15 protein-coding genes are annotated in these 12,872 nt (G+C 31.6%); 8 read left to right on the top strand and 7 right to left on the bottom strand.

The window, feature by feature from the left end; all coding sequences use genetic code 11:
• Nucleotides 1-234: 234 nt before the first annotated feature.
• From ACH5TX_RS13710 to metG, 4 genes are all read right to left on the bottom strand, one after another.
• On the bottom strand, nucleotides 235-753 hold the full coding sequence (locus ACH5TX_RS13710) for a ferritin (RefSeq protein ID WP_439340068.1): 519 nt from the start codon (nucleotides 751-753) through the stop codon (nucleotides 235-237).
• A 182-nt stretch (nucleotides 754-935) separates the two neighbouring features.
• Nucleotides 936-1,640 carry a YiaD family glycine zipper/OmpA-like lipoprotein gene (locus ACH5TX_RS13705; protein WP_439340067.1) on the bottom strand — a complete coding sequence of 235 codons (705 nt, stop codon included), beginning with the start codon at nucleotides 1,638-1,640 and terminating at the stop codon, nucleotides 936-938.
• A 13-nt stretch (nucleotides 1,641-1,653) separates the two neighbouring features.
• Complete coding sequence (locus ACH5TX_RS13700) at nucleotides 1,654-2,121, bottom strand: lipocalin family protein (RefSeq protein ID WP_439340066.1); 468 nt, start codon at nucleotides 2,119-2,121, stop codon at nucleotides 1,654-1,656.
• Between the two features lie 168 nt (nucleotides 2,122-2,289).
• Nucleotides 2,290-4,374 (bottom strand): methionine--tRNA ligase, encoded by a 2,085-nt coding sequence (gene metG, locus ACH5TX_RS13695; protein ID WP_439340065.1) that lies wholly within the window; start codon nucleotides 4,372-4,374, stop codon nucleotides 2,290-2,292.
• Between the two features lie 217 nt (nucleotides 4,375-4,591).
• On the opposite strand from metG, the gene ACH5TX_RS13690 reads away from it, so the two are divergent.
• Together ACH5TX_RS13690 and ACH5TX_RS13685 are read left to right on the top strand one after the other, a co-directional pair.
• Nucleotides 4,592-5,608 carry a S66 peptidase family protein gene (locus tag ACH5TX_RS13690; RefSeq protein WP_439340064.1) on the top strand — a complete coding sequence of 339 codons (1,017 nt, stop codon included), beginning with the start codon at nucleotides 4,592-4,594 and terminating at the stop codon, nucleotides 5,606-5,608.
• Between the two features lie 51 nt (nucleotides 5,609-5,659).
• Nucleotides 5,660-5,914, top strand: a complete 255-nt coding sequence (locus tag ACH5TX_RS13685) for a hypothetical protein (protein ID WP_439340063.1) — start codon at nucleotides 5,660-5,662, stop codon at nucleotides 5,912-5,914.
• Nucleotides 5,915-5,991: 77 nt separating this feature from the next.
• Here the strand turns inward: ACH5TX_RS13685 and ACH5TX_RS13680 are convergent, their stop codons facing one another.
• A complete protein-coding gene (locus tag ACH5TX_RS13680; RefSeq protein ID WP_439340062.1) occupies nucleotides 5,992-6,444 on the bottom strand; it encodes a DUF1569 domain-containing protein in 453 nt (150 codons plus the stop codon).
• 85 nt (nucleotides 6,445-6,529) lie between these two features.
• Between ACH5TX_RS13680 and ACH5TX_RS13675 the strand changes: the two genes are divergently transcribed.
• Nucleotides 6,530-7,243 (top strand): competence protein CoiA family protein, encoded by a 714-nt coding sequence (locus ACH5TX_RS13675; RefSeq protein ID WP_439340061.1) that lies wholly within the window; start codon nucleotides 6,530-6,532, stop codon nucleotides 7,241-7,243.
• Between the two features lie 3 nt (nucleotides 7,244-7,246).
• On the opposite strand, the gene ACH5TX_RS13670 is transcribed toward ACH5TX_RS13675, so the two are convergent.
• Entirely contained in the window at nucleotides 7,247-7,999 is a 753-nt protein-coding gene (locus ACH5TX_RS13670; RefSeq protein ID WP_439340060.1) for a TerB family tellurite resistance protein, read from the bottom strand.
• Between the two features lie 120 nt (nucleotides 8,000-8,119).
• On the opposite strand from ACH5TX_RS13670, the gene ACH5TX_RS13665 reads away from it, so the two are divergent.
• The 4 genes from ACH5TX_RS13665 to ACH5TX_RS13650 all read left to right on the top strand — a co-directional run bounded on the left by ACH5TX_RS13665 (nucleotide 8,120) and on the right by ACH5TX_RS13650 (nucleotide 11,117).
• The gene (locus ACH5TX_RS13665) at nucleotides 8,120-8,530 is read left to right on the top strand and encodes a BrxA/BrxB family bacilliredoxin (RefSeq protein ID WP_439340059.1); all 411 of its coding nucleotides are present in this window, start codon (nucleotides 8,120-8,122) and stop codon (nucleotides 8,528-8,530) included.
• Nucleotides 8,531-8,631: 101 nt separating this feature from the next.
• A complete protein-coding gene (locus ACH5TX_RS13660) occupies nucleotides 8,632-9,369 on the top strand; it encodes a lysophospholipid acyltransferase family protein (protein WP_439340058.1) in 738 nt (245 codons plus the stop codon).
• Between the two features lie 12 nt (nucleotides 9,370-9,381).
• On the top strand, nucleotides 9,382-10,380 hold the full coding sequence (locus ACH5TX_RS13655; RefSeq protein ID WP_439340057.1) for an acyl-ACP desaturase: 999 nt from the start codon (nucleotides 9,382-9,384) through the stop codon (nucleotides 10,378-10,380).
• Between the two features lie 68 nt (nucleotides 10,381-10,448).
• On the top strand, nucleotides 10,449-11,117 hold the full coding sequence (locus ACH5TX_RS13650; RefSeq protein WP_439340056.1) for an HD domain-containing protein: 669 nt from the start codon (nucleotides 10,449-10,451) through the stop codon (nucleotides 11,115-11,117).
• Here the strand turns inward: ACH5TX_RS13650 and ACH5TX_RS13645 are convergent.
• Nucleotides 11,107-11,982, bottom strand: a complete 876-nt coding sequence (locus ACH5TX_RS13645) for an AraC family transcriptional regulator (protein ID WP_439340055.1) — start codon at nucleotides 11,980-11,982, stop codon at nucleotides 11,107-11,109. The genes ACH5TX_RS13650 and ACH5TX_RS13645 overlap by 11 nt on opposite strands.
• A gap of 608 nt (nucleotides 11,983-12,590) precedes the next feature.
• Between ACH5TX_RS13645 and ACH5TX_RS13640 the strand changes: the two genes are divergently transcribed.
• The coding region (locus tag ACH5TX_RS13640) for a hypothetical protein (RefSeq protein ID WP_439340054.1) at nucleotides 12,591-12,872 on the top strand (282 nt) is incomplete at its 3' end.

Here is a 12,872-nt window from a genome sequence, read left to right as displayed (position 1 = left end):
CAACTTTTTTTAACAAATCGAAACACGGGCATTTTTTACAACGCTTGTTCTCGCCTTTTTTGAATTTTTTACAACAACTCGTTTTTACCTTATTAGTAGTAATAATACCAATGCGTTGTAACTCTTTAATTGCTTTTTTCTTCTTCTTTTTGCCCAAAACAGAATCTAACATTTAGATAACGTGACAAAAATAAGTTATTTTTATTAAATCTAAATAAGATTAATAGTTAAACTTTATTGCGGATTATCAACAGACGCAGAACTAACTGTTAGTTGTTGAATATCTCTATCAAATAAGTACAGGCCACCTTTATCGTCACCAATAAGATTTATTTTATCAAGAATCGTTCGAGCAACAGCTTCCTCTTCAATTTGTTCAGAGACGTACCATTGTAAAAAGTTATGTGTTGCATAATCTTTTTCTTGAAGTGTTATATGCACTAACTCATTGATACTTTCTGAAACAAATACTTCATGTTTAAAAAGCTCTTCGAACATTTCTTTAAACGAATTGAAAGTAACATGAGGCGCAGCTAATTCTGAAATTTTGGCATGACCACCGCGTTCGTTAACAAACTTTACAAGTTTTAACATATGAGCGCGTTCTTCATCAGATTGGTCATACATGAAACCAGCAACACCTTCTAAACCTTTAACTTCTGCCCAACAGGCCATAGCAAGGTATATTTGAGAAGACTCTGCTTCAATTCTTATTTGATTGTTAAGTGATTTTTCTATGGTTTTTGATAACATAATATGGCTTTTTGTAAAGTTACATATTTCTTTAAACGCAGAAAAATCTTATCTCAATAATTTATATTATTTTCACATTAAAATTTTAGTGAACTAAAATGTTTTTTATTGATAACAAAGCAAAAAAAATCCCGTTTTCAAAATAATTTTGAAAACGGGATTTATGTAACTTAATCTTTTATTTAATTTCCTGCTTGTGTTTTAGCATCTTCTACCATTTTTTCGTTTGGCAAAATAGCAATATTTACACGTCTGTTTTTAGCACGCCCTTCTGCTGTTGCATTATCATGAAGTGGTTGTGTTTCTCCAAACCATTTTGTTGTTAAACGCATTTGAGCAATACCGTTACCTGATAAATAATTAGTTACAGAAGTTGCTCTTTTTTCAGAAAGTGTCATATTATATTCTGCTGTACCTTGACTATCTGTATGACCTACAACCAAAATATTAGTATCTGGATATTCTTTAAACACACCAATAAGCTTATTTAATGTTGCTTGAGATGCTGTATTTATATTAGATTTATTTGTGTCAAAATACACGCCACTACTTTCATCAAAAGTTACTACAATACCATTATCTACACGCTCTACTTGCGCACCAGGAATTTCATTTTCAATTTCTTGAGCTTGCTTATCCATTTTATTTCCAATAAGCACACCTGCTCCGCCTCCAATAACACCACCAATAACAGCTCCTAATTCACCATTACCGCCTTTACCTAAATTATTACCAAGAATAGCACCTAAAATAGCACCTCCAGTAGCTCCAATTACAGCTCCTTTTTGCTTGTTATTTGCATTTTGTACCGCTCCACAGTTTGTTAAACTTACAGTTAATGCAAGTGCTAAAACAATGACTCCAATTTTATTTATTAATGTTTTCATATTTATATATTTATTATTTTGTAAAATTCATAATGATAGTAAATGGCTTCCCATCAACAGAAACTGTTTGTTGCCATTGCATATTAGTTTCTGACAATGATGTTAAACTCAACCTAAATCCTTGATTAGTGACTGATTTATGTTTCGTATCTGTAGGCTTTAATAAAAAATCGTAAAGTCCTGTTTCAGAGTCAATCTCTTGAATTGTAAACACGAAATCTCTAGCGCCAGTTGAGCAACTTGTATCATTAATAGTATAGATTCCTGTATTATTATTAGGAATAAATTGCCACGTACTGCCTTCAAAACAAGCTTTTGACGCATCATTAAGCAAGGTTACATTATAAGTTCCTGCTTCGCTATAAGATATAGAACTTAAAGTCCAATCGCCTTTAATGACTTTTTTAGAGATTCTAACAGTTTTAGAGGTTCCACAAGACACTAAACCAATAGTGAATAGTAAAAGAAATATTTTTTTCATAAATGTAAGTTTAATTAATAACTAAAGTAGTTACGAGTTAGGGTTATTATTAGATATTTTATTAATCAAAAGTAAGACACATACTTATTAAAAGGGTCACCATTTAACAATACTTTAATTGTTAAATGGTGACCCTTTTAATAAAAACAAAACACCAATAAGAATTAATTAACTCACCTGTAACCCATTACCAACATTAGCATCATCAGGATTAACAAACACCAATTTACCATCTGGCGTTTCAGTCATTAAAATCATACCTTCACTTTCAACACCTCTTAAGGCTCTTGGTGCTAAGTTTACTAAAACAGTTACACGCTTACCTACTACTTCTTCTGCTGTAAAGCTTTCAGCAATACCCGAAACTATAGTACGCACATCAATACCTGTGTCTACTTTTAAAACTAGTAGTTTTTTAGCTTTCGGCATTTTTTCGGCTTCTAGAATCGTACCCACACGAATATCTAACTTTGTAAAATCATCAAAAGTTATAGTGTCTTTTTGAGGTTCTACAACAGCATTAGCAATTTCGTTTGCTTTTTTACTGGCTTCTAATTTATCTAGTTGTTTTTGTATGGTTTCATCTTCTATTTTAGAAAACAGTAATTCTGCTTTTCCTATTTTGTGGTCTGCAGGAAGTAATACGCTTTTTGTGCTTACCTCATTCCATGTATTCTCGATACAATTCTCCTCTATCGAATCATTCGAACTAACATTCAATATTCCTTTAAGTTTTGTAGACGTAAACGGTAAAAAAGGCTCACTTAACGTTGCTAGAGCAGATGCTATTTGAAGTGCCACATACATAATTGTTTTTGTACGTGCTTCATCTACTTTAACTACTTTCCATGGTTCTGCATCGGCTAAATATTTATTACCTAAGCGAGCTAAATTCATTAGTTCTTGCCCTGCTTCTCTAAATCGGTAACGCTCAATAGAACTTGCTATAACATTTGGATATGCTTTTAGAGCTGCCAAAGTTTCTTCATCTACTTGAGTTAACTCACTTGGTGTTGGTACAATGCCTTCGTAATATTTATTAGTTAATACGACTACACGATTAATAAAGTTCCCGAAAATGGCAACTAACTCATTATTATTTCTTGCTTGAAAATCTTTCCAAGTAAAATCGTTATCCTTTGTCTCAGGTGCATTAGCATTTAACGCATAGCGTAACACATCTTGCTGACCTGGAAAATCTTTTAAATATTCTGGCAACCAAACGGCCCAATTTTTAGAGGTAGAAAGCTTATTACCTTCTAAATTTAAAAACTCATTTGCAGGCACATTTTCTGGTAAAATATACGATCCTTCTGCTTTTAACATCGCAGGGAAAATGATACAGTGAAATACAATATTATCTTTCCCTATAAAGTGTACTAATTTAGTGTCTTCATCTTTCCAATACGGCTCCCAATCTTTGCCTTCGCGTGCGGCCCATTCTTTGGTAGATGATATGTAGCCAATAGGTGCATCAAACCAAACGTATAATACTTTGCCTTCGCCACCTTCTGCTGGCACAGGAATACCCCAATCTAAATCTCTAGTTACTGCTCTAGGACGTAATCCATCATCTATCCACGATTTACATTGTCCGTAAACATTAGGTTTCCAGTCCTTTTTATGTCCTTCTAAAATCCATTCTTTTAAAAAGGCTTCGTGTTTATCTAAAGGTAAAAACCAGTGTTTTGTTTGCTTTAAAGTTGGTACATTACCTGTTAATGCCGACTTAGGATTTATTAAATCGGTCGCATTTAATGTGCTTCCGCAACTTTCACATTGATCGCCATAAGCTTCTTCGTTTCCACATTTCGGACAAGTTCCTGTTACAAAACGGTCTGCTAAAAACTGATTAGCTTCTGCATCATATAATTGCTCGGTAGTTTCTTCTATAAACTCACCTTTATCATATAAGGTTTTAAAAAATTCTGAAGCAGTATCATGATGAATAGGAGCCGATGTACGTGAATAATTATCATAAGTAATTCCAAAATCTTCAAACGATTTTTTAATAATAGCATGATATTTATCTACAATATCTTGAGGTGTTACCCCTTCGTTTTTTGCCTTAATAGTAATAGGCACACCATGTTCGTCACTTCCACCAATAAGCAATACATCGTTTCCTGTTAAACGTAAATAACGTGCATAAATATCGGCAGGAACGTAAACACCAGCTAAATGCCCAATATGAATGGGTCCGTTTGTATACGGTAAAGCAGTAGTAATGGTATATCTTTTTGGCTTATTCATCAATCTAAATTTAATTTCAACAATTACCGCGCTTCACTTAGAATAGCGGTTCTTTTTCAAGCCGTAAAAGTACGCATTTTGACTTCGAATTGGAAAATAAAAAGTATGAAACAAAAAATCCCCCAGAAAAAAGCAGGATTAGTTCCATCAACTATTTTGAATTCCTCTTTCTAACTTTTGAAAATAGAATTTCACTAAAAAAATGTACATTTACATTATGTCGAAAATCTCATTAACCTCAATATTGTTTTTAGTTGTTTTTTTCTTAGGAAGAACACACTTTTCAGCTCAAAACATATCATTAAATAAAACTAGTACATTGATACAACCTCCATACTTAAAAGCAGGCGATACTGTTGCCATTGTTGCACCTTCAGGTATTTTAAAAAATAGAATTGGTGAAGTTGAAAAAGCAAAAGCACTCTTAAAAAGCTGGGGTTTACATGCTGTAGTCGGAAAACATGTTTTTAACCAAGCGAATCATTTTGCAGGAACCGACGATGAACGTTGTGAAGATTTTCAAAATGCCTTAGACGACCCCAAAATTAGTGCTATTTGGTGTGCACGTGGCGGTTACGGTGCCGTTAGAATTTTAGATAAATTAGATTACACTAAATTTAGAAAGAATCCGAAATGGGTTATTGGTTATTCTGATATTACGGCACTTCACAGTCAAATTCATAACGAAGGTTTTGAGAGTTTACACGCCATGATGTGTACCAGCTTACAAGATGATGCCGAAACTATTAAAGAAACTATTTCAACCTTTAAAAAAGCGCTTTTTGGAAATCCTTTAACGTATACTTTAAAAGGTTCTAGCTATAATAAAACAGGAACGGCTACTGGTGAATTAATTGGAGGTAACCTATCGATATTACAAACAATGTTAGGCTCTAAAACGAGCATGGATACCTCTGGAAAAATTTTATTTATTGAAGAAATTGGCGAATATAAATATCATATTGACCGGTTACTACAAAGCTTAAAACGTGCGGGTTATTTTGAAAATTGTAACGGCGTTATTATTGGCGACATGACTAAAATTAAGAAAAACACAACACCTTGGGGAGCTTCAATTGAACAACTTATTTTAGAGGTTTTAAAAGAGTATAATTTCCCTGTAGTATTTAACATGCATTCAGGACATGCTAAAGATAATCGAGCGCTTATTTTGGGGAGAACTGTTGATTTAACCGTAAATAATGAACAATCAACCGTTATTTTTAAGAATTAATAGAATATGTTTTAATCTTGCCTTTATTTTAAACCCCTAAACATAAACTCTATGAAGAAAAAATTACAATTATTAGCAGTAGCTGCTACGCTTTTACTTTCTTTTAATGCAAAAGCTGATACAATTAAAAACTCAAAATTAAACTTAAACAATCCTGATGTTCGCAAATGTTTATTAGAAGCATCTGAAACTGATGGTTGGAAATTAGCATCTGTTTATTTAAATGATGACAATAAAATAGTTATGATTTTTGATAAAGACAACGATACGAAAGTATATACAAGTAAAGAAGTTTTAAGTCTTTAGAAAATATTTCTTAAAAAATCTAAAAGCCCGCAAAACAATATTGTTTTGCGGGCTTTTTTGTTTTTATATGTTTTCAATTATACCCCAAACTGGTTTAAATGATGGTCTAAATGTTTGTAAAACATGTTATTCCATTCTTGCTTAGTTAACTTACCAAAGGAATTAGACTCTTTGCCATCAAAATGACTTTCTCCTAAACTTTGTGCTTTCACTAAATAGTCTATTAATCTAGTTTTCTCTTCTACAAAATTTTTAGCATCCGCAATTAAAAACTGAGGCGCTGTTCTAGAGTTTTTCTTATATGGTTTCTCGCTAACAACGATAGGCTTTACAAATAATTTTAGCAATACCTTTTTAAACCCCGTAGCTTTTGGGTGAATATCTTCAAAAGCCATTTCGTAAGTCACATTACAGTGTGCCAACATTTGATCGACACTCATTTTTCCCCATAACGGATTTGTGTTAGACGAGAGTTTGTTAATTCTACCTATTACAGTATCTGTTTCTTTTTGGTCGAAAATGTTTTTCATTTGTTTAAAATTTGATTGATATAAAAGAACTTGAATGCAATTTATTTTATTTTTACTTTAAAAAGATATAACATGCCATTTTAAAATGATTTATGCTTTAAATAAAGAAAACAAAAGAATACGCGCAAATTCTTTGGGCGAAATAGGTGTTTGTCAATTTTGTAAATCATCTTTGATTACAACAAAAAACATCAATTCCCTTTTTTATTGGCATCATCAGTCCGCCTACACAAATTGTGATAAATGGTACAATTCAATTTGCGAATGGCATAATGAATGGGTTTCTAATTTCCCAATCGAATGGCAAGAAATTATTATAAAAAAAGATCAAAGAAAACATATTGCAGACATTAAATTACCAAATGAAGTAGTACTAATGCTTCAAAACTCAAAAATCACTTCTGAAAAAATAAAAGAAAAAGAAGATTTTTTCGTTAACTTGATTTGGGTTTTTAATAGCGCATGCTTAGGAATTTTTGACTTTAGCGTTATTAATCAAAAAATTCTAAATGAATCCTTTTATCTACAAATAAATCCTTTCGGAAAAATAAAAACAAATAATAGTTGGGATTTTAAAAGATATATTCTAAATATATCAACCCCTTTATTCATCGACTTTAGTCATCGATTAATTTTTATTAAAAAAGTATTCACCGATACTGGCAACCTAAATTTAAATAATAATAATTTCAATCTTTATAAGGTATATTCAGAGAGAGACAAATATGAAAACATCATTCTTGAAATAATCATTTTGACCAAAGGTGATTTTTTAAAAAAATATTACTATTCACAATAACTATTAAAACCCACGCTCCTTCTGCAACTGCTCGTAAGCTTCTTGTACTTGTCTAAACTTTTCTTCGGCACCTTTTTGGTGTTCTTTACCTAAGTGAATCACTTTATCTGGGTGGTATTTTTTAGCCATTTTTCGGTAAGCTTTTTTAATGTCGTCTACCGTAGCACTTTTAGTAATATCTAAAATTTTATAAGCATTATCGCTACTGCTATAAAACATAGCTTTTATACTCTCATAATCGCGCGAGCTAATACCTAAATAACCAGCAATGGTATAAATTTGTTTTACTTCATCTTCGGTTACCGTTCCGTCGGCTTTTGCAATACCAAACAAAAAGTGCATGAGTTGTAAACGCGACGGATGATCCATCATTTGTTTAATTTGCAAACATACTTGTCTGGTAGATATATTATTTTGCTTGTTTATGTTTTTAAACAATTTAAAAGCATGATTAGCACGCTCTTTACCATACATATTTACAAATTGCTGACGCACAAAATCTAATTCGCGTTTATCCTGTTTGCCATCTGCTTTTATAACAATAGATGCTAATATGAGTAAACTCACTTCAAAATCGCCCGAATGTGTTTGTGGTCTACGCTGTGGTTGTGTTCTTTGTCTTCCACGTATTTGTGGTTGTTCTTGTCCATCGGCTAACGCATCAACTACACTACCTAATGCTAAACCAATAATAGCCCCTATTGGACCTCCAAACGACCAGCCTAAAGCGCCACCTATCCATTTTGAAAAACTCATGTAAGTATAAATTTTATTTATCGTCAAATATAATATTAGTTAGTTGATAATTATACCATATTGTTACACAATTGGTATCTTTGTAGTCTAAAAAATTGTTAATTATAAAAATTTAAAAATATGTATCCAGCAGAATTAGTAAAACCAATGCGCGAAGATTTAACAAATGTTGGTTTTGAAGAATTACATACTGCCGAAGCAGTTGATGCAGCTATAGCAAAAGAAGGGACTACACTTGTGGTTGTAAACTCGGTTTGTGGTTGTGCAGCAGCAAATGCTCGCCCAGGTGCTAGAATGAGTTTAGCTAACGATAAAAAACCAGATCATATTACAACTGTTTTTGCAGGTGTTGATAAAGAAGCTGTTGATAAAGCTCGTGGATATATGGTTCCGTTTCCTCCTAGTTCACCAAGTATGGCTTTATTTAAAGATGGTGAATTGGTACACATGTTAGAGCGTCATCATATTGAAGGGCGTCCTGCAGAATTAATTGCAGAAAATCTTGTTGATGCTTATAACGAGCATTGCTAGAAAGTCTCACTTCCTAGTCCTCTTACACAAGGAAAGAGGCTTCCCTTTAGAATAAAAATAAAAAAACCACGATTTTATCGTGGTTTTTTTATTTTTGCGACATGCAAAAACTATTGTCTTACCCTTTAAGCTTCATTTATTATCTGTGTTTTTTTTTAACACTTGTTATATTTCATCCTATTCAATGGTTCTGTTTTAATGTATTTGGTTATAAAGCTCATAAATTAAGTGTTGATGCATTGCAATTTGCATTAATGCGTTGTGCTAATATTTTAGGTACACGTTTTTCTTTTGATAATCCACATCAAATTGACACCAATCAACCACTTATACTCGTTGCAAACCATCAAAGTTTACACGACATTTACCCGCTTACTTGGTACATGCGTAAATACCATCCTAAATTTATTAGCAAAATAGAGTTAGGAAAAGGCATTCCTAGTGTATCATATAATTTACGTCATGGAGGCGCTGCTTTAATCGATAGAAAAAATCCGCGTCAATCTTTACCAGCCCTTATGAAATTTGGTGAATATATTGAAAACACCAGAAGAACTGCCGTTATTTTTCCAGAAGGTACGCGAAGTAAGAACGGGGAACCTAAACCATTTCAAACAAAAGGTTTAGAAATTTTATTCAAAAAAATTCCATCAGCCTTAGTTGTTCCTATCACCATAAACAACTCCTGGAAAACAGTACGTTACGGTAAATTCCCTATGGGTTTAGGCACTCATATAACATTTACTGTGCATAAGCCTTTAAAAGTTGCTACCTTTGCAGACAAACAAGAACTTATTAATAGTATTGAAACTACTATTACACAACATATAAAACCTTAAAAAATATTAAAGATGTCTTTAAAGAATAAGAGATTTGAAGTGATGCAGTTTTTAGAAAAAGACATTGACGCATTAGTTGAAAAATATTTAATCCCCATTGAGAGTATTTGGCAACCAACAGATTTTTTGCCAAATTCTGAAACAACTGATAATGCCTTTTTTGAAGAAGTTAAAGAAATTAGAGAGTTAGCAAAAGAATTGCCTTATGATTTCTGGGTAGTTTTAGTTGGTGATATGATTACCGAAGAAGCACTTCCAACATACGAATCATGGCTTATGGATGTTGAAGGTGTAGACCAAGTAAACGGACAAACAGGATGGTCTAAATGGGTACGCCAATGGACTGCAGAAGAAAACAGACATGGTGATGTGCTTAACAAGTACTTATATCTTTCTGGACGTGTAAACATGAAAGAAATTGAAATTACAACACAACATTTAATTGCTGATGGTTTTGATATTGGTACCGATAGAGATCCTTATAAAAACTTTGTTTATACTAGTTTTCAAGAATTAGCAACTTATGTATCTCATAACCGAGTTGCTAAATTAGCTAAAGACAAAGGCAATAAGCGACTTTCTAAAATGTGTAAAATTATTTCTGGAGATGAGATGAGACATCATCATGCTTATTCAGAATTTGTGGAGCGTATTTTTGAAGTAGACCCTAGCCAAATGATGATGGCTTTTCATTATATGATGAAACAAAAAATAACCATGCCTGCTCACTTTTTAAGAGAAACTGGAGGAAAAATAGGTTCGGCTTTCGAAGAGTTTTCTAATACCGCACAACGTATAGGTGTTTACACATCAATGGATTATATTGATATTTTAGAAAAACTTATTAAGCGTTGGGAAATAGATAAAATTTCTAATCTTACTGATGAAGCTGAAAAAGCAAGAGATTATTTAATGAAACTACCTTCTAGAATGACTCGAATAGCAGAACGTATGAAAGTTCCAGAAAATTCTTTTCAGTTTAAATGGGTAGAACCAGCTATTATAAAATAATTAGAACATATTAATTATATCTTTAAAAAATTCCTTTCCTAACCGAAAGGAATTTTTATTTTTATACTATGACAAACTCAAAAGACATAATTAATAAAACAAAAGCATTTGTAAAAGAAACACTTGCTAATGCAGAAGGAGGACACGATTGGTTTCACACACTAAGAGTTTATAACAATTCATTACTCATAGCTAAAAATGAATATGTTGATGAATTTGTAGTTTCGCTTGGTGCATTACTACACGATATTGCAGATAGTAAATTTCATGATGGCGATGAAACCGTTGGACCTAAAATAGCACGTGAATTTCTATTTAAACTAAATGTAGATTCTTTAGTTATAGAACATGTTGTAAATATTATTGAAAATATTTCTTTTAAATCGAGTTTATCAGGAAGTAAAACAGACAGGTTTACATCAACTGAATTAGATGTTATACAAGATGCCGATAGATTAGATGCCATTGGCGCTATTGGTATTGCAAGATGCTTTAATTATGGAGGTTTTAAAAACAGGGAACTCTTCAACCCTAATATTAAACCGAATCTCAACATGAGTAAAGCTGAGTATAAAAGCTCAACAGCTCCTACTATTAATCATTTTTACGAAAAACTACTGCTTTTAAAAGATAAAATGAATACCAAAACAGGAAAGCAAATAGCAAATGAACGCCATAACTATATGCTAAATTTCCTTGAGCAATTTTATAAAGAATGGGATGGTATTAGCCACTAATAATCATCTTTATTTCCTTTCTGTAATTTGAAGCACTTTTACCAGTTATTTCATTAAACTGCTTATTGAAATGCGAAAAGTTATTAAATCCGCATTCAAAACAAACATCGGCAATACTCATTTGGCTTTCTGTAAGTAACTTTGTTGCATGTACCACACGATACTCATTAACTAATTGAGTAAATGTTTTTCCTGTTGCTTTTTTAAAATAACGACAAAACGCTGGAACCGTCATACTTACTTCACCAGCAATTTCATCTAAAGTAATATGTTTTTGAAAGTTCTTATTAACATATTTAAAAATAACATCCACTTTAGAACTGTCTTGTGCTTCTGTTTCAAATGCAAAACCATCTGCATTCAGCAAATTATAATCATCTGTTTTTGCTAAATGGTTTAATATATCTAAAAATTTCAAAACACGTTTTAATCCATCACATTCTGAAAGTTTTTCAATTTTAGCTCCTATTTTCTTTTTTGTATCAATTTTAAATCGGATACCTTTTTTTGCTCTTTCAAATAAGGCCACAATAGGCCCCATTTCTGGAACATTAAGAAAATCATCTCCTAAAAAATTAGATTTAAACTGTATGGTTGTTTCCGTTCCGTTTGCAGTTAATCTATCTGTAAAACCATTATGAGGTAAATTAGATCCTATTAATATAAGTTGACTATTATTAAAATAAGATAAATGATTTCCTATATGTGTTTTCCCTTGCCCTTTATTAATATAAATAAGCTCTAATTCTGGATGAAAATGCCAATAAGCACCATTTTTATCTACAGTATCTACATGTTGTTTAACCAATATAGAACTGCCGAAACTCGGGGTAAGCTTCCTAAAAGTTGGTTTTTTATTAATCATAACAAATCTATTATATTACAAAATTACAATATATAACTATGAAAACGTATTATTTATTACCCGTATTCTATGTTATTTTATCATTACATTCATTTAACATTTAGTTAACAGATAATATAGCATATAAATTGGTCAAATTTGATGTTTTTTAGAGCCTACTTCTGCTGTAATTTTGTCTTGCAGATTAAAAGTAATATTTGCTATCGTAAAACATTTAGATATACATATATTAAAATATACGATATATTAAAACTTAAATGATTAGTAGCAATCATAATAATAACTCTAATAAAGAGTTTACAAAATTCATTAATAATTAGTTTAATGTCTTATTTAGTTTAGTTGGTAAAGTGAGCTGTGGTGGCTCACTTTTTTTTTTGCTTTATTTTAAAATAACAACAGCTATAAATACTACGTTATTAAAATACAAAAAAAACACCAAATAGACTTTCTATTAAAAATTCACCTAAATATATTCTAAATTAACCCTCACACCTCTTAACCTTAATTTAACAGATAATTAAGCATACAAATTAGCCAAAATGGATGTTTTGTAGCTTCTCGTTCTCATATACCTTTGTCTCGTTGAACGTTAAAAAATTCAAATTATGAAAAACCTAATTAAAAAAAGCATTCTATTAGTAACAGTGTTTACTACAATGCTAAGTATCGCAAATGAAACGCCTAACAACAATAAAAAAGCTTATAAGGAAACTGCTTTAACTATTAATAATGTTAGCGAAGGAAACCTATTAACTATTAAAGATTATAACGGTATTGTTCTTTATAAAGAATTAATAAGCGTTAGTGGAACTTATAAAAAAGGATTTGATTTAACTGCGCTTCCTTCTGGAAACTATTTCTTTGAAGTTGATAAAGACATGGAAATT

It is taken from the genome of Thalassobellus citreus (genome assembly GCF_044385915.1).
Lineage (GTDB): Bacteria > Bacteroidota > Bacteroidia > Flavobacteriales > Flavobacteriaceae > Thalassobellus > Thalassobellus citreus.
This window is presented reverse-complemented; position numbering and strand designations above follow the sequence as displayed.